We start from the raw sequence: 20,040 nt of genomic DNA, 5'->3' as shown, positions 1-20,040 counted from the left end.
AGATGAACACGCGGCTGCAGGTCGAGCATCCGGTGACGGAGGCGGTGACCGGGCTCGATCTGGTCGAGCAGATGATCCGGGTGGCGGCGGGCGAGCCGCTGGGGTTCACGCAGGACGAGGTGACGCTGAACGGCTGGGCGGTGGAGAACCGGGTCTATGCGGAGGACCCGTACCGCGGGTTCCTGCCGTCGACCGGGCGGCTGGTGCGCTACGACCCGCCCGCGACCGGCAAGCCGGACGGCGACACCGCCTACGTCCGCGTCGATGACGGGGTGGTCGAGGGGGGCGAGGTGTCGATGTTCTACGACCCGATGATCGCCAAGCTGATCACCTGGGCCCCGACGCGGATCGAGGCGATCGATCTCCAGGTCCACGCGCTCGACGCGTTCGAGATCGAAGGGCCGGGCAACAATCTCGACTTCCTGTCCGCACTGATGCAGCATCCGCGCTTCCGGTCGGGCGAGATCACGACGGGGTTCATCGCGGAGGAGTATCCGGGCGGCTTCACCGGCGCGCCCGCGTCTGTGGAACTGGTGCGGACGCTCGCGGCGGTGGCCGCGTTCGCCGCGACCGCGCACGCCGACTGCGCGCGGCGGGTGGACGGGCAGTTGGGGCAGCGGCTGCGCCCGCCCGCCGAGTGGGTGGTGCGGATCGGGGGCGTGGACCATGCGGTCACGGTCTCGACCGAAGGGCTGACGGTCGACGGCGACGCGCTCGACCTGAGCGTCGAATACACGCCGGGCGACCGGATGGTGGAAGTGGAGCAGGACGACGGGACGCTCACCGTCCGCATCGCCCCTACCCGCACCGGGTTCCGGCTGACCACGCGCGGGCGGTCGCACGTCGCGCGCGTGCTGCCCGCCCATGTCGCGCCTTATGCCAAGCACCTGCTCGAAAAGGTGCCGCCTGACCTGTCGCGGTTCCTGCTCGCGCCGATGCCCGGGCTGCTCGTGCGGCTCGATGTCGGCGTGGGCGACCGGGTGGAGGCGGGGCAGCCGCTGGCCGTGGTCGAGGCGATGAAGATGGAGAACATCCTGCGCGCGGGCAAAGCGGGCCGCGTCAAGACGGTCGAAGCCAAGGCGGGCGAAAGCCTGGCGGTGGACGCGGTGATCCTGGAGCTGGAGTGAGCGTCGCGCCGCTCATCCCCCATTCACCGCCGATCCGCTTCAGCGACCGGCTATGACGAACGCGACCAGCCCTTTACCACGCGTGTCGAGGGTGGTGCGCGTCTGGGGTGTCGCGCTGCCCGCGATCACGCTTGCGCTCGCCGGTTGCACGGTCGGCCCGGACTATCGCCCGCGCGGCCCGGTGGAACTGGGAGTACCGGAAGCCTACTCCTTTCCCGCCTCTCCGGAGCGCGAGGACCTGACGCGCTGGTGGACACGGTTCGACGATCCGGTGCTCGGACGGCTGGTCGAGCGGGCGTCGATTGCCAATCTCGATATCGCGCAGGCGGTCGGGCGGCTGCGCCAGGCGCGAGAGGGCTTGCTTCAGTCGCGGGCCGGGCTGTTGCCGACGCTGAACGGCTCGGCGGGGTACAACCGCCAGTTCAACCTCGTCGGCGGGGGAACGGCGGTGACCCTGCCCGATGGGACGATCACCACCATCACGCGGTCGGCGGGGGGCAACTTCTCCGCCGGGCTCGATGCGCGGTACCAGATCGGGCTGTTCGGCGAGGTGCGGCGCACGATCGAGTCGACGCGCGCGCAATATGCGGCGGCGGGGTTCGACCAGGCGGCGGTGTTGCTGACGGTGCAGAGCGAGGTCGCGCAGAATTACGTCATCGCGCGTGGGCTGCAGGCGCAGATCGCCAATGCGCGGTCCAGCCTAGCGCTCCAGGACGATAATCTGGAAATCGCGGGCTTTCGCGTGCAGGCGGGGCTCGCCACCTCGCTCGATGTCGAGCAGGCGCGCCAGCAGCGCGCGCAGACCGCCGCGACGATCCCGCAATTCGAGCAGCAGCTGAACGGCGCGCTGTCGCGTCTGGGGGTGCTGACCGGCCAGGTGCCGGGCGCGCTCAAGCCCGAGCTCGCGGCACCGCGCCCGATCCCGACGGGGCCGCGTGTCGTCGGGGCGGGGGTGCCGGCGGACACGCTGAGAAGGCGGCCCGACGTGCGCGCGGCCGAACGTCAGCTCGCCGCCGCGACCGCCGAGATCGGGGTGGCGCAGGCGGCGCTGTATCCCGCGCTTGCGCTGTCGGGGAACGTCAACACCAACGCTGCGGCGCTCGGCGGGTTGGGCGACGCGATCACGGGCGCGCTGTTCGCGGGGGTGACGCAGGCGATCTTCAACGGTGGGCGGCTCCGCAGCCAGGTGCGCGGCGCGCGCGCGGGGGCTGACATCGCCTTCGCGGCGTACCGGGGCACGGTGCTGACCGCGCTGGAGGATGTGGAGAACGCGCTCGCGGCGCTGGCCTCGGCGCAGACGCGCGAGCAGGAGTTCGGGGTCGCGCTGGACGCCGCGAACAATTTCGCGATCCTGAGCCGTAGCCAGTACCGTGCGGGGCTGACCGATTTCACGACGCTGGCGCAGGCGGAGGCGGCGTTGTTCAACGCGCGCAACGGCGCGACGCAGGCGCGCGCCGACGCGGCGACCGCGACGGTGCAGCTCTTCTCGGCGCTGGGCGGCGGTTGGGATGCGGAGGTGACGCCGGTCGCGCCCGAACAGACAGGAACGCGTTAATGCCTGACGAGAAGATCGACGATTTTCTGGGCGTGAAGCCCGCGCCCGCTTGGCGGCGCTGGGTGAAGTGGGTGCTGATCGCGGCCGGGTTCGCGCTGATCGCGCTGACGCTGGTGCGCTGCTTCGGCGGCGAGGACGAGGTCAAATACGCGACCGCTCCGGTCCGGCGCGGCGACCTGACGGTCAGCGTATCGGCGACGGGCAAGCTCGCGCCGACCAACCAAGTAACGGTCGGATCGCAGCTGTCCGGCCTCGTCACGCGCGTCGTGGTCGACGTCAACGACCGGGTGGGCGCGGGCCAGCCGTTGGCACTGATCGACCCGGAACAGCTCGACGCGCAGATCAGGCAAGGCGAGGCCGCGCTCGCCGCCAACGTCGCGGGGGTGAACCAGGCGAGGGCGACGGTGGGCGAGGCACAGGCGCAGCTCGCTCGGCTGGAGGAGGTCCGGCGGTTGTCGGGCGGGCGCGTGCCGTCGGCCGCCGAGCTCCAGACGGGCCGGGCCAACGCACAGCGCGCGGTCGCGTCGCTCGGCGTCGCGCAGGCGAACGTGACGGCGGCGCGCGCGCAGTTGGCGCAGAGTCGTACGCAGCGGGCGCGGGCGATCATCCGCTCGCCGGTCGCGGGCGTGGTGCTCGCCCGCGCGGTCGATCCCGGGCAGACGGTGGCGGCGTCGTTCAACACGCCGACCCTGTTCGTGATCGCGGAGGACCTGACGCGGATGAAGCTGGAGGTCGCGATCGACGAGGCGGATGTGGGCGCGGTCCAGGTCGGGCAGCGGGCGAGCTTCGTGGTGGACGCGTTTCCCGGGCGGACCTTTCCGGCGGCGATCACGCGCGTCGATCTGGGGTCGAACCTGACCGTCAGCAGCGCGGCGGCGTCGACCGCGACGACGGCGGCGACCGGACAGGTGGTCAGCTATGCGGCCGACCTGTCGGTCGCGAACCGGGGCGGAGTGCTCCGCCCGGGCATGACCGCGACGGCGGACATCGTAACCAGCGAGAAGAAGGGCGTGCTGCTCGTGCCCAACGCCGCCTTCCGTTTCCGGCCCGGCGCGGGCGGGGCGCAGGGCGGCGGGATCGCGGGGGCGATCGTCCCGCGCGGACGGCGGGGCGGCGGCGGGCAGGGACGGCCCGAGCGCACCGCGACCGTCGGGCGGGGCGGGACGCAGCGCATCTTCGTGCGCGGGCCGGACGGCCAGCCGCAACCGCGCCAGGTGACGACGGGCGATAGCGACGGCACGGTCACGGAAGTGCTGTCGGGCCTTCGCGCGGGCGAGCAGGTTATCACCGGCCAGCTGGCGGGCGAGGGCGACGCGGCGGGTGCGCGCGGCGGTCGCGGCGGCGGCGGTGGTCGGCGCGGGGGCGGCGGTGGACCCGGCGCGGGTGGCTGATCCGCTGATCTCGCCGCCCCTGATCTCGATGCGTGGTGTGACGAAGGTCTACGGCGAAGGACCGACCGCGTTCGCGGCGTTGAAGGGCGTCGATCTCGATATCCAGGCCGGCGATTTCGTCGCGGTGATGGGCGCCTCGGGATCGGGCAAGTCGACGACCATGAACATCCTGGGCTGTCTCGACGTGCCGAGCGGGGGCAAGTTCCTGTTCCGCGGACACCCCGTCGAGCGGCTCGACCGCGACCAGCGCGCGCTGCTCCGGCGGCGCTATCTCGGTTTCGTGTTCCAGGGCTTCAACCTGCTGAGCCGCACGTCGGCGCTCGAGAATGTCGAGCTGCCGCTGCTCTATCGTGGCGAGGACAAGCGGCGGCGACGCGAGCTGGGCATGGCGGCGCTCGACAAGGTCGGGCTGGCGAACTGGTCGAAGAACACCCCCGCCGAGTTGTCGGGCGGTCAGCAGCAGCGCGTGGCGATCGCGCGGGCGATCGTAACGGAGCCAGACGTGCTCCTCGCCGACGAGCCGACGGGCAACCTCGATTCCGAACGCTCGGTCGAGATCATGGAGCTGCTGAGCGGCCTCAACCGCGACAATGGCATCACCGTGATCATGGTGACGCACGAGGCCGACATGGCCGCCTTCGCGCGGACGGTGGTGCATTTCCGCGACGGTCTGGTCGAGCGGATCGAGGCGCGGCATCGCCAAGTTTCGGGGCAGGGCGAGGCGGTGGAGGCGTGATTAATCCCTCTCCGTCATGCCGGACTTGTTCCGGCATCCATCGTTGCGCGAACCCGATAAGTCGGGTGTGCGCTCAACCATGGACCCCGGAACAAGTCCGGGGTGACGAATAGATGCTAGGCACCACCTTCATCCTCGCAATCCGGTCGATCCGGCGGCATATCCTGCGGTCGTTCCTGACGATCCTGGGTATCGTGATCGGTGTCGGCGCGGTCGTGACGATGGTGACGCTGGGCAAAGCGACGACCGCCGCCGTCCAGCAACAGATATCGGCGCTGGGCACCAACATCCTCCAGATCCGCCCGGGTCAGGGCTTCGGCCGCGGCGGGGGCGGGCCGCGACCGGCCGATTTCGAGCCGGAAGATGTGGAAGCGATCGCCAACCAGATCGCGGGCGTGACCGCCGTCGCGCCGCAGGCCTCCGCCCCCGCGACCGCCATCCACGAGGGCGCGAACTGGTCGACCACCGTCAACGGTACGACGAGCGCGATCTTCCGCGTCCAGCCCTGGCCGCTCACCGCCGGGCGCACCTGGACGCGCGCGGAGCAGGAGGCGGGCAAGGCGGTGTGCGTGATCGGCGGTACCGTCGAGCGCAACCTGTTCCCGGGCGGCGACGCGGTCGGCAAGCGGTTCCGCGTCGGGCCGATCAGTTGCGACGTGATCGGCACCCTGTCGACGCGCGGCCAGGCGGGATTCGGGGGCGATCAGGACGATGTGATCGTGATGCCGATCAAGACGGTGCAACGCCGCTTCACCGGCACGCGCGACATCCGGTTGATGCTGGTCGGCACAGACCCGGCCTATTCCACTGGACAGATCCAGGCAGGCATTACCGAACTGCTCCGCGAACGCCGCAACATCGACGGCGGCAAGGAAGACGATTTCAACATCTTCGACACACGCCAGATCTCCGACACGCTGACGGGCACGACGACCCTCCTGACCCGCATCGTCGCGGCGGTCGCGGCGATCAGTCTGGTGGTCGGCGGGATCGGCATCATGAACATCATGCTGGTGTCCGTGACCGAGCGCACGCGCGAGATCGGCATTCGGCTGGCGATCGGCGCGGTCGCGAACGAGGTGCTGCTGCAGTTCCTGGTCGAGGCGGTGGCACTGTCTTGCCTGGGCGGGGTAATCGGGCTCGTGCTGGCGCAGGGTGTGATCCTGGCGCTGGTGCCCGTCATGCAGGTGCCTTGGACATTCGATCTTCAGATCAACATTGTCGCGTTCGCGATCTCGGCGGTGATCGGTGTCGTGTTCGGCTACTTCCCCGCCCGGCGTGCGGCGGCGCTCAACCCGATCGACGCGCTGCGGCACGAGTAAGAGGGGCGGGCGAATGGATCAACGCGCGCAGCTGCTCCAGTTCCTCGCGCGTATCGACATCGATGAGCTCGGCGGGCGCGGTGACGACGTGGCGACCGCCGCGAACCATCTCGCGCGGGCCCCGATCGCCTTCGATCGTCATTAGATGGTCGAAATGCTCGGACCCGAACAACGCGGGCGGGGAGGTGTCGATGCCGTTGGACGACGACACGAGGGCGTGGGTGTCGATCGCGACGTCGAACATCCGGCGGATGTGCGCGGCGGTGACGCGCGGCATGTCGGCGAGCGCGAGCAGCACCGCGTCCGCGCCGCGCTCGTTCGCGCAGGCGACGCCTCGCCGGATCGAACTCGCGATGTCGCCGACGGGATCGTCGTTGCGGAGCAGGGTGAATCGGTGGCGAGCATAATCGATGCCGCAGGTCCTTACGATCACGATCCGCTCCTGGAACGGCATGTCCTCCAGCGTCACCGCGACATGAAGGCCGAGCGGCTTGCCCAGGAACTCCTCATCGAGCTTGGAGCCGACATCGCTGAAGCGCTCGGACCTGCCCGCCGCGAGCAGGATCAGGATGGTGTTCTCGACCTCGATCATGACCCACCCTCCCCGTGAAACGCCTTCACCATCGCCGCCGCGATGGACAGCGCGATCTCCGACGGACCGACCGCGCCGATATCGAGCCCGACGGGGCCGTCGATCCGGTCCAGGTCGCGGAGCGCGACGCCCAGCGCGGCCAGACGCTCGCGTCGTGCGGCATGGCTCCGTTTCGACCCCAGCGCGCCGACATAGGCGGTGGGATGACGTAGCGCCTCCAGCAGCGCGGGGTCGTCGATCTTCGCATCGTGGCTGAGCGTCACCAACGCGGTCGCCGGACCGGGGCGGAGCGCCGCCACCGCCTCGTCGGGCCAACGGTCGTCGAGCGTCGCGCCGGGAAAGCGTTCGGCCGTCAGGAAACGCGCGCGCGAATCGATCACCACGGTGTCGATGCCCAGCGTCGCCGCGAGCGCGACCAGCGATTGCGCGATCTGCACCGCCCCGACGACCAGCAGGCGACGCGGCGGGTCGTAGCGGTTGACGAACACCTCGCCGGTTTCCTGCGGCCGTTCGCTGGAATGGCCGCTGGCGAGGTCGGTCGTAACGACTAACGCGCGACCGTCCGCGCGCGCATCGGCGATGCGGTCGAACAGCTCGGGGTCGAACCCTTCGGCGGATACGGGTTGGACGAATACCGCGATCTCGCCGCCGCAGGGCAGGCCGACCTCCCACGCCGCCGCGTCGGCGACGCCGTAGCGCTTGACCTGCGACGGCGCGCCCGCGATCACCTCGGCGGCGGTCTGGAGAATATCGGTCTCGACGCACCCGCCCGACACGGATCCCTCGAACCGGCCGTCGGCGTGGACGAGCATGTGGCTGCCGCGTGGCCTGGGCGCGGAACCCCAGGTTGATATGACGGTCGCGAGCGCGAGCGGCCCGCCCGCCCAGGCGCGCGCGGCGGCGATGACGGTGTCGTTGTCGGTCATGGCGTCACGAACCTGTCCCAACCCCGGCGCATGCTCGGCGTCCGAACAACTTAGGTGATGACCGTGCGACCGCAACGATCCGGCCCCGCGCTGTTCCTTTTCCTGGCGTCGTGCGCGACGGTGCCCCAGGATGCGACGGTGGAACGACCGCTCTCACCACCGATCGTCATAGCTCACCGTGGAGCGAGTGGCGAGCGGCCCGAGCATACGCTCGCCGCCTACGAGCTGGCGATCGCGCAGGGAGCCGACGCGATCGAGCCCGATCTGGTGCCGACCAAGGACGACGTGCTCGTCGCCCGGCATGAGAACGAGATTGGCGAGACCACCGATGTCGCCGTGCACCCCGAGTTCGCCGAGCGGCGCGCGACCAAGACGATCGACGGACGGCAGGTGACGGGCTGGTTCACCGAGGATTTCACGCTCGCCGAACTCAGGACGCTTCGCGCGCGCGAACGCCTGCCCGCGCTCCGGCCGGGGAACACCGGCTATGACGGGCGGGAGGTAATTCCCACGCTGGAGGAGGTGATCGCGCTCGTCAAGCGGCGCTCGGGCGAGCTGGGGCGGACGATCGCGGTCTACCCGGAAACCAAGCACCCGACCTATTTCGCCGCGATCGGCCGTCCGACCGACGCGCTGCTCGTCCGCGCATTGGACGCGGCGGGATGGCGAGCGGCGGACGCGCCGGTGTTCGTGCAGTCGTTCGAGGTGGACAACCTCAAGCGGCTGGCGGGGATGACGCGGGTCAGATTGATCCAGCTGCTCGACGCGGCCGGCGCGCCCGCCGACGGCGCGGCCCCGAGCTACGCCGCGATGACGACGCCTGCGGGCCTGCGCGCGGTCGCTCGCTATGCTTGGGGGATCGGGCCGAACAAGGCGATGCTAGGCGGCGGCGCTATCGTCCATGACGCGCATGCCGCCGGATTGCGGGTGCATCCCTGGACGTTCCGGGCGGAAAACCAGTTCCTCGCGGTCCCTTTCCGGCGCGAAGGCTCGCCGCGCGGCGATCTGCGAGGCGAGATCGCCGCCGCGCTCCGCCTTGGAATAGACGGATTCTTCACCGACTTTCCCGCAATCGGGGTCGCGGCGCGCGACGCCGGCCGCCATGAGGACCAGTAGATGCGTAGATTCCTGCTCGCCGCCGCCCTGCTTCCGTTGCTGACCGGCGGCTGCGTCCGCACCGTGGGCGCGGTCGTCACCGCGCCGTTCAAGGTGGCTGGCCAGGTCGTCGACTGGAGCACGACGAGTCAGGACGAGGCCGACCGCAATTTCGGCCATGAGATGCGCAAGAAGGAAGCGCGGGAAGGGCGTGAGCGGCGTGAGTACGACAAGCGATGCCGCCGGGACCCCGAGCGATGCGGTGGGTATGACGGGTATCAGGCGGGTAACGACAACTAGAACCACCACATCACGGTCACGGGAAAGGGCGTCCACCGGCCCACGCGCACGCCCGCATGGGCGAGCGCCTCGCCCGTCCAGGCGTTGCAGGTGCGCCGCGCCGAATACCGCCCGCGCGCCTGGTAGAACGCGTCGTAAGGGCCGTAGCCGGGGTAGCGGCGCGGGCGGTCGGCGACGCTCGCGCGGATGAACGCGGCCAGCCGCCGGTACTCCGCCGGGCGGAGCAGCACCGGGCGCGCGCCGTCGCCCGGCCTGGGGCGGGGTAGATGACCCACATGGACCAGCGTATCGCCGCTCCCCACCGCCGCCGCCAGGATCGCGCGCGGCCTCGCATCCGCCCAGGTCGCTGTCTCGAGATAAAAGGCGCGTTCGCCCCAGCCGAACGACAGATACGGGTACGCGCCGTAGCGAGGGTCGGCGAGATGTTCGGGGAGCGCCAGGTCGCGCCAGTCGACCCCGGCCGCCACCTTGGGCACGATCAGCCCCGTATGGACGCCGTTGCTCTCGACGAACACCAGCACGCCGCGCGCAGGCGGTCGCCGATCGCCGTTCACGGGCAGCGTGCCTCCGATCAGCCCGGCGGCGATATAGACGAACAGCAGCATCCCGACCCCGGCCGCGACGCGACCGGCCCATTTCAACGCAACCCGCAATCGGCTTCCCACGTTTTCGGTCGTCATCCCGTCATGCTAGGGCGCATCCATGGCAGAAGAAACGCACGTGCTCGACCGACCCCCGCCCGGTGCCGCGGCCGACTGGACGGTCCCGCAGGATTGGGAGCGCTTCACCCCGGAGGAGCACGCGACCTGGGATACCTTGTTCGCGCGCCAAGCCAAGCTGCTGCCAGGGCGCGCGTCGAACGCGTGGCTGCGCGGGCTGGACGTGCTCCACCTCGATCGGCCGGGCATCCCGCGCTACGAGGAGCTGAACGAGCGGCTGATGAAGCTGACCGGCTGGCAGGTGATCGCGGTGCCTGGGCTCGTTCCGGACGACGTGTTCTTCGACCATATGGCCAACCGCCGGTTCGTGGCGGGCAACTTCATCCGCCGCCCCGACCAGCTCGATTATCTGGAGGAGCCCGATGTCTTTCACGACGTATTCGGGCATGTGCCGATGCTCGCCGATCCGGTGTTCGGCGACTATCTTGCGGCGTACGGGCGCGGCGGGCAACGGGCGCTCGGGCTCGATGCGCTGAAATATCTGGGGCGGCTATATTGGTACACGGTCGAGTTCGGCTTGATCGCCGAGCCCGAGGGCATGCGCATCTACGGGTCGGGCATAGTGTCGAGCTACGCCGAAAGCCGGTTCGCGCTCGACGACCCCAGCCCCAACCGGATCGCGTTCGACATCGCGCGGGTGATGCGGACCGAATACCGGATCGACGACTTCCAACAGAACTATTTCGTGATCCCGAGCTTCGACGAACTGCTCCGCCAGACGGTCGAGACCGACTTCGCGCCGCTTTACGAAATGCTGAAGGAACAGCCCGACATCCCGGTGGCCGCGATCGAGCCGGAGGACGTGGTGCTTACACAGGGAACGCAGGACTATGCGCGGGGCAGGGCGGCGTAGGATGCCGGTTGATACATTCGGCCGGCCATAGTAGCAGGTCGTACGGGTCCGCAGTTCACCCAGGCGCCGCCGCTTCTCCGGGAGTATGCTAAACCTGCCGCGTCGCATCGGTTCGTCTCGTCTTCGAGCGCCGGTCGAAGGGTGGCCACGACATCCCTCGCGGAACTGGCGCTCGTTCGAGGATGAGCCATGCCCAAACTTTCCGTTCCGGTAGCATTCGGCGACGTGTCCGACCTTGCACGGTCGTTGCGCGCGCAGCTCGGCGTCGGTTCGTCACCGCCGAGCCATCTCGACCTGCTCAACATGCTCGCGCGCGCCGCCGGATATCGTAATCACCAGAATCTGCGCGCCGATGCGGCGGCTCGGCTTGAGGTGCCACCAGCCGATGCGACGCCTTGCGACATCCGACTTGTCGAACGGGTCGCGCGACAGTTCGACGGCTTCGGCCAGCTCGTCCGCCTGCCCGCGCGGACGAGTCACCAGGCGCTGGCGCTCTGGCCGTTCTGGGCCGACCTGCCGCCAGGTCGGGACCTGAGCGAGGCGGAGGTGAACGGGGTTCTCCGCGATCGGCACCTCTTTAGCGACCATGCGACGCTGCGGCGGATGATGGTGTCGACAGGCCTTCTCGCGCGGACGGACGACGGGCGAGTCCATCGTCGCGTCGAGCGCGCCCCGACGCCCGAAGCCGCGCTGTTGATCAAGCTAGTGAGCCGCAAGCCCGGCGCGGACATGGTCGCGCAGGTGGAGTCGTTCCTACGCCGACAACGCCGGGACGAAGCCGCCGCGGCGAAAGGTCAGGCTCCGTCCGTCTTCCGGTCGCCGTGAGGATCGACCGGCGCGGTCAGCCGCAGGATCGTCCAGTCGCTGCGCCGGTCGCCCTGCGCCAACTCGCACCCGGCGTCGCGGTAGGCGTCGATCACCGCGTCGGCCTGCGTCGCGAGCAGGCCCGCGAGCACGATCGTCGCGCCCGGCGCGGCAATGCCGGCGATATCCGGGGCCATCGCGATCAGCGGGCCGGCCAGGATGTTGGCGACGATAAGATCGTAGGGCGCGGCGGCCGCTATAGCGGGATCGCGCGTGCCGTCGGCGACTACCAGCCGAACGTCCCGGACCCCGTTCCGCTCCGCGTTCTCGCGCGTGACCGCGATCGCGACGGGGTCGATGTCCGTCGCCATGACCGACGCCGTCGGCCACAGATGCGTGGCGGCAAAGGCGAGCAGGCCGGTGCCGGTACCCAGATCGACGATGTCGGCGAACCCGTCGCCCGCGAGACCGTCGAGCATGGCAAGGCATCCGGCCGTGGTCTCGTGATGCCCGGTGCCGAAGGCCTGCGCCGCCTCGATCAGAAAAGCGCGGCCTCCAGGCGGCGTCTCGACCGGGTAGGCCGCGGTGTGGACGACGAAGCGTCCCTCGCGGATCGGCTCCAGCCCGGCCTGGCTGAGCGTCACCCAGTCCTGATCCTCCAGCCGTTCCACGACCGGCGCCGAGGCGGCGGAGGGGACCAGCGCCGCCAGTCGCGCCAGCATGGCGGGGTCGGGTTCGCCCTCCAGATACGCGTCGAGCCGCCAGCGTCCGGCCGCCTCGTCCTCCTCCGTCACCAGCAGCACCGCGCCCTCCGGCGGCTCTGCGTCGCCGACCAGCTCGGCCTCCGTCCGGGTGCAGGGCAGCGTCGCGCGCCAGCTCATCGCCGCTCCTCCGCCAGCCGCGCGTCGAGTCGCGCGCGCGCCGTCGCGGCATAGCGGACGCACCCACCGGGTTCGGCGAGCGGAGCCTCTCCGCCCAATCGTTCGAACAGGCGGCTCGCGGACGGGTGCGGAGTGAGGATCACGTCGCAGGGCAGACGGGCGACCTTGTCCAGCGTCGCGCGAAACGCCGCAACATAGGCCGGGTGGTCGCCAAAGCGATAGCCGTCGGCGGAGATGGCGGTGAGGCTGTCGGCATAAGCGAAGGATCGGCACGCCCCGGCCTCGCACGACCGCCATGTCCAGCTCGTCGAGCCGGGAGTGTGGCCGGGCGTCGCGTGGGCGGTGAGCGCGAGCGGACCAAGCCGCACCACCTCGCCGTCGCGCACCAGCCGATCGACACGCGCGCCGGGAAAGGGCGCGTTGGTCCCGTATTGCGGATCGGCCGGGTCGGCCAGTCCGGTCGAGAGCGGTCGCCCGGCCTCTGTCCGCGCCAGCAGCCGCGCGCTCGAGCGGCGCTGAAGCTCGGCCAGCCCGCCGGCATGGTCGAGATGCTCGTGACCGGCCAGGATCAGGCGCACATCGGCCATGCGGTAGCCGAGTCGTTCGACATTGGCCGCGACGCCGGGCGCGGCCTGCGCCGTCGCGCCGTCGATCAGGACATGGCCGGCGGGCGAGGTGAGCAACAATACGGTAATGCCGCAGGTGCCGACGAGGAACAAGTCGGCCGCCACCCGCACGGGCGGGGCCGGGTCGCTCCAGCCGTCCTTACCCGCGCACTGGCGGCCGTGTTCGGCCAGGGTGGCCGGGCTGGCGACCTGGTCGGGAACCTGGCCGAGGACCTGGCCGAGGACCGGGACGCGCGGTGTCGTCGCGCAGCCGGTCGCGAGCGCGGCCAGCACGGCGGCGGCCAGCCTAGCGGACATAGCTCGCCCCGTTCACGTCGAGCACCGCGCCCGTCATCGATGGCGGCGCGTCGAAGGCGAGGAAGCGCGCGACCTCGGCGACCTCTTCGGGCGAGGCCACGCGCCCGAGCGGAATGTCGGCGAGCAGCGCGTCGCCGCCCCGGCTCGACAGATATTCATCGGCCATGCCTGTCATGGTGAAGCCGGGGCATATCGCGAAGGCGAGGATTCCCTCGGCGGCGTAGCCCCGCGCGATCGTCTTGGTCACCGCGACCATGCCCGCCTTGGACGCGGCATAGTGCCAGTGCTGGGGCGAGTCGCCGCGGTAGGCCGCTCGGCTGGCGACGTTGACGATGCGCCCGGCGCTTCCGCGCTCGCGCCAGTGGTTCACCGCCAGGCGGCAAAGCTCGGCCGACGCGGTCAGGTTGACGCGCATGGTGTGCTCCCACCCCTCCACCCAATCCGCGTGAGCGCGATCGACCGGGTTGGCCTCGAACACGCCGGCGTTGTTGACGAGCACGTCGATCGTGCCGCCGGCTTGGGCGAGCGCCGCCTCCCAGAGCAGCGCGGGAGCGGCGGGATCGGCGAAGTCGGCGGGAATGCCGGTGCGGGTGCCGTGGCCGATCAGGGTCACCCCATCCTGCGTGAGGGCGGTCGCGATGGCCGCGCCGATGCCGCGGCTGGAGCCGGTGAGGAGGATGGTCGTCATGGACCGCGCCGTAGCCGTACGGCGGCCGTATCGTCGAGCTTAACTCACCGAAGCGGAGAAGGCCTCCGCCTCGCCCCGTAGTTTGCCCAGCTGCCCCGACATCTCGCCGAAGCGGGTGCCCAGCGTGTCGATCTCGGCGGCCATCGCCTGCGCATCGCCGCGAATCGCGCCGACCGCACCCGACATGGCGTTCGCCGCGAGCGCGGTCTCGTCCACGGCGGCGGTGATCGCGGTGACGGTCTGCGCCTGCGCGCCCATGGCCTGGCGGATGCGCTCGGCCGATGCCTGCACCTCCGACACGGTGGCTTTGATCGAGGCGTTGGTTTCGACGGTGGAACGGGTGGCCGACTGGATCGCCGCGATCTTGGCGGCGATGTCGTCGGTGGCGCGAGCGGTTTGGTTGGCGAGCGATTTGACCTCCTGCGCGACCACCGCGAAGCCCCGACCCGCGTCCCCGGCACGCGCGGCCTCGATCGTGGCGTTGAGCGCGAGGAGATTGGTCTGGCCCGCTATCTGACGGATGAGGCCGAGGATCGATTCGATCGATCTGGCGTGATCGGACAGCGTTTCGGACATGCTCACGGCCCGCCCCGCCTGATCGCCCGCCCGCGTGGCGATCTCGGCGGCGGCTTCGACCTCGACGCGCGCGTCCTCGATCGCGCGGATCAGTCCCGCTGCGGTGCCCGCGGCGTCGCGCATCGCGACCGCCGACTGTTCGGCGGCCATCGACACCTCGCCCGCCTTGCCCAGCATCCCTTGCGTGGCCGCCGACGCGCCGCGCGCCTGTTCGCGCACTTGTTCGCCCAACGTCGCCGCACCGTTGATCGCGTCGGCGATCCCGCCTTGGAAACGCTCGGCATGTTCGGCGCGGCGGGTCCGCGCGGCCCGCGCGTCGCATTCGCCGAGATGCGAGGCCATCACGTCCGCCTCCGCCTGCGTCAAACGGCTGAGTACGCCTATCATACGGACGAGACGCACGGGGTCGTCGCCGACGCGGTCGCGGATGATCTCCAACGCCCGGTTTCGCGAGTAGGCCAGCGATACGAGAAGCGCCGGGAGCGGAACGCCTTGTCTGTGGCCCTCCGTCGCGTGGTTCCGCGCGCGCGTGACCCATTCCTCGCCCCACGGATCGGCGAACGCGACGCGGGCATAATCCGCGCTGTCGTCGATGCGCCGTACGAGCACGTCGCCGACGACGATCGATCGCAGCGCCGCAGTCGACGGGAAATCGAAATACCGGTCCCAGAACGCCCGTGCGATCGCCTGATGGTCGGCCGGCGTCAGCAGCTCGCCGATTTCCGCGCAGACCGGGCCCATCGCGCCGTCCCAGTCGTAATCGCAAATCAGCTCGGCGGCGGTGCGGACGCTCCCGCTCCATCCGGCGGCGGTGCCCGCGGTCATGCCGCGACCTTGGCCGCGAACTCGCCCGCGCTCTGTTTAAGGGTGGTGAGCCGGCCGTCGAGCAGGTCGAAGCCGCGCCCGACGCCGTCGATCTCGGTCGCCACCGTCTCCGTATCCTCGCGGATGGCGGCAATGGTGTCGGACATGCAGTCGGCGGCCAGCGCGGTCTCGTCCACGGCGGCGGTGATCGCGGTGACGGTCTGCGCCTGCGCCTCCATGGCGTAGCGGATGCGCTCGGCGGACTCCTGTACCTCGGCGACGGTCGCCTTGATCGACGCGTTCGTCTCGACCGTCGAGCGGGTGGCGGACTGGATGGCGGCGATCTTGGCAGCGATGTCGTCGGTGGCGCGCGCGGTCTGGTTGGCGAGCGATTTGACTTCTTGGGCCACCACCGCGAATCCCCGACCCGCGTCCCCGGCGCGCGCGGCCTCGATAGTGGCGTTGAGCGCCAGGAGGTTGGTCTGGCCGGCGATGTCGCGGATGAGCCCCAGGATGCTCTCGATCGACTTGGCGTGGTCGGACAGCGTTTCCGACATGCCGACCGCCTGGCCCGCCTGGGCCGACGCCCGCGTGGCGATCTCGGCGGCGGCTTCGACCTCGACGCGCGCGTCCTCGATCGCGCGGATCAGTCCGGCAGCGGTCTGCGCGGCCTCGCGCATCGCGACGGCCGACTGTTCGGCGGCGGCCGCGACTTCGCTGGTCTTGCCCAGCATGCCGCGCGCCGCGCCGGATGCGCGTAGCCCCTGCGTGCGAAGGACATGGCCCTCCTCATTGCTGGAATGGGCGAGCGCGGCGATGCCGTCGCGGAACTCGGCCGCCAGCCGGTCCCGTTCGGCGCGGGCGTTGTGTTCGAAATAGGCGCTGTAAAGCGTCGCATAGACCTCGCATTCGAGCGAGCGCAGCCGGAACAGCAGATCCTTCATCCGCGCCCGCCGGTCGTCCGAGCCATCCAGCCGCTCGGATAGGATCTTGAGCGTCGCGCGGCCGCCCGCGTCGGTCATCGCCAGGATGGCGGTCAGCGATGTGCCCGCCGGATATGCGCCAGCGACCGTCCGCTCCGCCGATTGAACCCAGTCCCGATCGCCCGGGCGGGTAAACCGGTTCCGCAGATAGTCGATCCCGAGGTCGATCATGCGATCCCGGTCATGGGGAGCCCAATCCTGATGCGCCCCGTAATGGCGGCGCCACTGCGTCCAGTGCGCCTCGGAAATGGCGCGAGCGTCGGCCTCGATCACGCTCCACATCTCGTGTGCAAGCGCCAGGTCCGCGGGGCCGAGGTCGAGCAGCCGCATGCGCTCCGCCAGGTCCAGGGTGGCGCTGATGCTGCCGGGTGCGGGAAGGATGATCGTCACTGCGCTGGCGCTCCGGTCGGAAGATGGTCGGTGCCGGCATAGGGCGACATAGGTTAAAGGTCGGTAAGGGATGCGCCGGTCCGCAGTCGGCCCGGCGCTTGCATCGCGGAACGCCCGGCCTAATAGGTTCGGCGCTATCCCTTTTCGTCAGGACCATACGCCTTGGCCAGCCGCCCTCAAGCACGACCGCTTTCGCCGCATCTCGGCATTTGGAGGTGGGGGCCGCATATGCTCGTCTCCATCCTCCACCGCGCGACTGGCGTAAGCATGGCGATGGTCGGCTTCCCGCTCCTGGTCTGGTGGCTGGTGGCGACCGCGGCGGGCGGCGAGGCTTATGCGACCTTCCGCGACGTATTCACGACCGACGAGGGCAACCTCAACATCATCGGCTGGGTGGTGGGCGTCGGGCTGTCGCTGGCCTTCTTCGAGCATATGACGACGGGCGTTCGCCACCTCGTGCTCGATATGGGGGCGGGGTACGAGCTGAAGCGCAACAAACTCGGGGCGCTCGCCTGCATGGTGATCGCCGTGGTGCTGACCGCATTGTTCTGGCTCGTGATGGGACTTCGCTGATGGGTACGGGCACCAGCATCGGTCGCGTTCGCGGGTTGGGCGCGGCCAAAGAGGGGACGCACCATTGGTGGCGTCAGCGGCTGACCGCGGGCTCCAACTTCCTGTTGATGGCGTGGTTCATCTTCTCGCTCACCCGGCTTCCAGGCTTCGGCTATGACAGCGTTCGCGCCTGGATGTCGTCGGGCTGGGTGGCGGTGCCGCTGCTGCTGCTCGTCACGTCGGTGGTGTATCATTTCCGGCTCGGGCTTCAGGTTGTGATCGAGGACTATCAGCATAATGAGAGTCGGGTCGTGTTTATCGTCCTGCTCAACCTATATGCTCTGGTGGTATACGCGATCGCCGTTTTCTCCATCCTCAAGATCGCTTTTGGAGCCGCAAGCTAATGCCTGCCGCATACAAGATTATCGATCACACCTACGACGCGGTCGTCGTCGGCGCGGGCGGTTCGGGCCTGCGCGCGGCGATGGGCATCGCGGAGGGCGGGCTCAAGACCGCCTGCATCACCAAGGTGTTCCCGACGCGCAGCCACACGGTCGCCGCGCAGGGCGGGATCGCCGCGTCGCTCGGCAACATGGGTCCGGACCATTGGACCTGGCATATGTACGACACCGTCAAGGGCTCCGACTGGCTCGGCGACCAGGACGCGATTGAGTATATGGTCCGCGAGGCCCCGCAGGCGGTCTATGAGCTTGAGCATGCGGGCGTGCCGTTCAGCCGCACGGACGAGGGTCGCATCTATCAGCGCCCGTTCGGCGGCATGATGCAGAATATGGGCGAGGGTCCACCCGCGCAACGCACCTGCGCCGCCGCCGACCGCACCGGCCATGCGATGCTGCACTCGCTCTACCAGCAGAGCCTGAAGTACGACACCGACTTCTTCATCGAGTATTTTGCGCTCGATCTGATCATGGAGAACGGTCAGTGCCGGGGCGTCGTCGCGCTGTGCATGGAGGACGGGTCGATCCACCGCTTTCGCAGCCACACGACCGTGCTGGCGACGGGCGGCTACGGCCGCTGCTATTTCTCCGCGACTTCCGCGCACACCTGCACCGGCGACGGCAACGCGATGGCGCTGCGGGCAGGGCTGCCGCTCCAGGACATGGAGTTCGTCCAGTTCCACCCGACCGGCATCTACGGCGCGGGCGTATTGATCACCGAAGGCGCGCGCGGCGAGGGCGGCTATCTGACCAACTCGGAGGGCGAGCGCTTCATGGAGCGCTACGCCCCGTCCGCCAAGGACCTGGCGTCGCGCGACGTCGTCTCGCGGTCGATGGCGATGGAGATGCGCGAGGGCCGCGGCGTCGGCAAAGAGAAGGACCACATCAACCTTCACCTCGACCATATCGACCCCAAGGTGCTTCATGAGCGCCTGCCGGGCATCACCGAGACGGGCAAGATCTTCGCCGGCGTCGACCTGACGCGCCAACCGCTGCCGGTCACGCCGACGGTACATTACAATATGGGGGGCATCCCGACCAACTATCACGGAGAGGTCGTGCGGCTGAAGGACGGCGATCCCGACAGCGTCGTCCCCGGCCTGTTCGCGGTCGGCGAGGCGGCATGCGTGTCCGTCCACGGCGCGAACCGGCTGGGCTCGAACAGCCTGATCGACCTGGTCGTGTTCGGTCGCGCCACGGGTCTGCGCATCCGCGACATCCTGAAGCCCTCGACCGGACACAACCCGCTGCCCAAGAGCTCGGAGGAACTGTCGCTCGGCCGGCTAGACCGTTTTCGTCATGCTAACGGCGGGTCGCGGACGTCGGAGATCCGCAACGAGATGCAGCGCACGATGCAGCGCCACTGCGCTGTGTTCCGCGACAACGAGCTGTTGTCCGAGGGGCAGGCCAAGATCGCGAGCACCTATCGCCGCTTGGCCGACATTGCGGTCAGCGACCGCTCGCTGATCTGGAACACCGACCTGATCGAGGCGATGGAGCTCGACAATCTCGTCGCACAATCGGTCGTGACGATGGAGTCCGCCGCCAACCGCCAGGAGTCGCGCGGCGCGCACGTCAACGAGGACTATCCCGACCGCGACGACGGCGAATGGATGAAGCACACCATCACCACCTTCGAAGGCTGGGGCGGCGAAGGCGGCGCGACCGCGATCGATTACCGCCCGGTGCACGCCTACACGATGACCGACGACGTGGAGTATATCAAGCCGAAGAAGCGGGTGTATTGATGCCGGGCGAGACGACACGGCCCGACTATGCGAACCTTCATCGTCAGAAGGTAATCGGGCCCGTCGCCTCGACCAGCAATCATTGGAACCAGCGAGTTTACGAATTGGTGTGTGGAAGGTGCGATCATCGCCATGGTGCCAATGGGTGCGACATTCACATTCGCCGCTGCCCGAACTATCAGGCCGGGAAGCCGGGTCTTGCTCTGACGTAGGAGCCTACACGATGACGCTCTGGACCCTTCACGCTTCCTATGATCCCGAAGCCGCGGTCTGGTACACTTTGGATTGCGATGTGCCAGGGCTGGTGACCGAGGGCGAAACGCTGGAGCGTCTTCGCGACCGTGCGGCGGCAGTCATGCCGGAGCTGCTAACCGACAACGCCCACCTCATTCCGGAAACACGACGCGACGGGCCGCACTCACTTCGTCTGGTTGCCTTTCACGAAAGCACCATCCCGGTCGCGGCTTGATGGGAGGCGCGTATGGTCGCGAGCTGAAGCGCATCTTGGCCGCGCATGGGTGTCGCTTCGTACGGCACGGAAAGGGCGATCATGAGATTTGGTTTAGGCTCCGTACTCAATCAGCTTGCGGTTGATCGTGTGGACTGGTTCAAGGCGT

At 69.3% G+C, this 20,040-nt stretch carries 21 protein-coding genes; 13 read left to right on the top strand and 8 right to left on the bottom strand.

Annotated features, from left to right (window positions below):
• The 5 genes from ACFE7F_RS13475 to ACFE7F_RS13455 form a co-directional block, all read left to right on the top strand.
• Positions 1 to 1,127 (top strand): biotin/lipoyl-containing protein (locus ACFE7F_RS13475; protein WP_375404365.1); only part of this gene is annotated, 1,127 nt, incomplete at its 5' end.
• 52 nt (positions 1,128 to 1,179) lie between these two features.
• A complete protein-coding gene (locus ACFE7F_RS13470) occupies positions 1,180 to 2,682 on the top strand; it encodes an efflux transporter outer membrane subunit (RefSeq protein ID WP_375404364.1) in 1,503 nt (500 codons plus the stop codon).
• On the top strand, positions 2,682 to 4,073 hold the full coding sequence (locus tag ACFE7F_RS13465; protein WP_375404363.1) for an efflux RND transporter periplasmic adaptor subunit: 1,392 nt from the start codon (positions 2,682 to 2,684) through the stop codon (positions 4,071 to 4,073). Before ACFE7F_RS13470 ends, ACFE7F_RS13465 begins: the two co-directional genes overlap by 1 nt.
• A 28-nt stretch (positions 4,074 to 4,101) precedes the next feature.
• On the top strand, positions 4,102 to 4,809 hold the full coding sequence (locus tag ACFE7F_RS13460) for an ABC transporter ATP-binding protein (RefSeq protein ID WP_375404368.1): 708 nt from the start codon (positions 4,102 to 4,104) through the stop codon (positions 4,807 to 4,809).
• A gap of 113 nt (positions 4,810 to 4,922) precedes the next feature.
• Positions 4,923 to 6,131 carry an ABC transporter permease gene (locus ACFE7F_RS13455; protein WP_375404362.1) on the top strand — a complete coding sequence of 403 codons (1,209 nt, stop codon included), beginning with the start codon at positions 4,923 to 4,925 and terminating at the stop codon, positions 6,129 to 6,131.
• Here ACFE7F_RS13455 and ACFE7F_RS13450 read toward each other — a convergent pair.
• The gene (locus ACFE7F_RS13450; protein WP_375404361.1) at positions 6,100 to 6,723 is read right to left on the bottom strand and encodes an NTP transferase domain-containing protein; all 624 of its coding nucleotides are present in this window, start codon (positions 6,721 to 6,723) and stop codon (positions 6,100 to 6,102) included. The two genes, ACFE7F_RS13455 and ACFE7F_RS13450, sit on opposite strands and share 32 nt — an antisense overlap.
• Positions 6,720 to 7,649 (bottom strand): XdhC family protein, encoded by a 930-nt coding sequence (locus ACFE7F_RS13445; RefSeq protein ID WP_375404360.1) that lies wholly within the window; start codon positions 7,647 to 7,649, stop codon positions 6,720 to 6,722. Before ACFE7F_RS13445 ends, ACFE7F_RS13450 begins: the two co-directional genes overlap by 4 nt.
• Before the next feature lie 90 nt (positions 7,650 to 7,739).
• Here ACFE7F_RS13445 and ACFE7F_RS13440 point away from each other — a divergent pair, with 90 nt between their 5' ends.
• Complete coding sequence (locus ACFE7F_RS13440; RefSeq protein WP_375404367.1) at positions 7,740 to 8,765, top strand: glycerophosphodiester phosphodiesterase; 1,026 nt, start codon at positions 7,740 to 7,742, stop codon at positions 8,763 to 8,765.
• Positions 8,766 to 9,044, top strand: a complete 279-nt coding sequence (locus ACFE7F_RS13435; protein ID WP_375404359.1) for a hypothetical protein — start codon at positions 8,766 to 8,768, stop codon at positions 9,042 to 9,044.
• On the opposite strand, the gene ACFE7F_RS13430 is transcribed toward ACFE7F_RS13435, so the two are convergent.
• Positions 9,041 to 9,724 carry a TIGR02117 family protein gene (locus tag ACFE7F_RS13430; protein ID WP_375404358.1) on the bottom strand — a complete coding sequence of 228 codons (684 nt, stop codon included), beginning with the start codon at positions 9,722 to 9,724 and terminating at the stop codon, positions 9,041 to 9,043. The genes ACFE7F_RS13435 and ACFE7F_RS13430 overlap by 4 nt on opposite strands.
• A gap of 22 nt (positions 9,725 to 9,746) precedes the next feature.
• Between ACFE7F_RS13430 and phhA the strand changes: the two genes are divergently transcribed.
• Positions 9,747 to 10,616: a phenylalanine 4-monooxygenase gene (phhA, locus tag ACFE7F_RS13425; protein ID WP_375404357.1), complete on the top strand. Its 870-nt coding sequence runs from the start codon at positions 9,747 to 9,749 to the stop codon at positions 10,614 to 10,616.
• Positions 10,617 to 10,805: 189 nt separating this feature from the next.
• Positions 10,806 to 11,441 (top strand): DUF2087 domain-containing protein, encoded by a 636-nt coding sequence (locus ACFE7F_RS13420; RefSeq protein ID WP_375404356.1) that lies wholly within the window; start codon positions 10,806 to 10,808, stop codon positions 11,439 to 11,441.
• On the opposite strand, the gene ACFE7F_RS13415 is transcribed toward ACFE7F_RS13420, so the two are convergent.
• Genes ACFE7F_RS13415 through ACFE7F_RS13395 form a run of 5 tightly spaced genes read right to left on the bottom strand, consistent with a single transcriptional unit; the run spans position 11,411 to position 16,605 of the window.
• Positions 11,411 to 12,301 (bottom strand): 50S ribosomal protein L11 methyltransferase, encoded by an 891-nt coding sequence (locus ACFE7F_RS13415; RefSeq protein WP_375404355.1) that lies wholly within the window; start codon positions 12,299 to 12,301, stop codon positions 11,411 to 11,413. The genes ACFE7F_RS13420 and ACFE7F_RS13415 overlap by 31 nt on opposite strands.
• Positions 12,298 to 13,224, bottom strand: coding sequence for a subclass B3 metallo-beta-lactamase (gene bla / locus ACFE7F_RS13410; RefSeq protein WP_375404354.1), 927 nt, complete (start codon positions 13,222 to 13,224; stop codon positions 12,298 to 12,300). The genes ACFE7F_RS13415 and bla overlap by 4 nt, the downstream gene beginning before the upstream one ends.
• Positions 13,214 to 13,912 carry an SDR family NAD(P)-dependent oxidoreductase gene (locus ACFE7F_RS13405; RefSeq protein ID WP_375404353.1) on the bottom strand — a complete coding sequence of 233 codons (699 nt, stop codon included), beginning with the start codon at positions 13,910 to 13,912 and terminating at the stop codon, positions 13,214 to 13,216. The genes bla and ACFE7F_RS13405 overlap by 11 nt, the downstream gene beginning before the upstream one ends.
• Positions 13,913 to 13,951: 39 nt before the next feature.
• Positions 13,952 to 15,313, bottom strand: coding sequence for a methyl-accepting chemotaxis protein (locus ACFE7F_RS13400; RefSeq protein ID WP_375404352.1), 1,362 nt, complete (start codon positions 15,311 to 15,313; stop codon positions 13,952 to 13,954).
• Positions 15,310 to 16,605 carry a methyl-accepting chemotaxis protein gene (locus ACFE7F_RS13395; protein ID WP_375404366.1) on the bottom strand — a complete coding sequence of 432 codons (1,296 nt, stop codon included), beginning with the start codon at positions 16,603 to 16,605 and terminating at the stop codon, positions 15,310 to 15,312. The genes ACFE7F_RS13400 and ACFE7F_RS13395 overlap by 4 nt, the downstream gene beginning before the upstream one ends.
• Positions 16,606 to 16,827: 222 nt before the next feature.
• Here ACFE7F_RS13395 and sdhC point away from each other — a divergent pair, with 222 nt between their 5' ends.
• The 4 genes from sdhC (at position 16,828) to ACFE7F_RS13375 (ending at position 19,892) form a co-directional block, all read left to right on the top strand.
• A complete protein-coding gene (gene sdhC, locus ACFE7F_RS13390; RefSeq protein ID WP_375404351.1) occupies positions 16,828 to 17,238 on the top strand; it encodes a succinate dehydrogenase, cytochrome b556 subunit in 411 nt (136 codons plus the stop codon).
• Positions 17,238 to 17,621, top strand: coding sequence for a succinate dehydrogenase, hydrophobic membrane anchor protein (gene sdhD / locus ACFE7F_RS13385; protein ID WP_375404350.1), 384 nt, complete (start codon positions 17,238 to 17,240; stop codon positions 17,619 to 17,621). Before sdhC ends, sdhD begins: the two co-directional genes overlap by 1 nt.
• Complete coding sequence (gene sdhA / locus ACFE7F_RS13380) at positions 17,621 to 19,423, top strand: succinate dehydrogenase flavoprotein subunit (RefSeq protein ID WP_375404349.1); 1,803 nt, start codon at positions 17,621 to 17,623, stop codon at positions 19,421 to 19,423. The genes sdhD and sdhA overlap by 1 nt, the downstream gene beginning before the upstream one ends.
• Before the next feature lie 223 nt (positions 19,424 to 19,646).
• The gene (locus tag ACFE7F_RS13375; protein ID WP_375404348.1) at positions 19,647 to 19,892 is read left to right on the top strand and encodes a DUF1902 domain-containing protein; all 246 of its coding nucleotides are present in this window, start codon (positions 19,647 to 19,649) and stop codon (positions 19,890 to 19,892) included.
• The last annotated feature ends 148 nt before the right edge of the window (positions 19,893 to 20,040 follow it).

The sequence above is a fragment of the uncultured Sphingomonas sp. genome (genome assembly GCF_964235535.1).
In the GTDB taxonomy this organism is placed as follows: Bacteria; Pseudomonadota; Alphaproteobacteria; order Sphingomonadales; family Sphingomonadaceae; genus Sphingomonas.
Note: the sequence above shows the minus strand (reverse complement) of the source record. Positions and strands in the feature narration are given on the sequence as shown.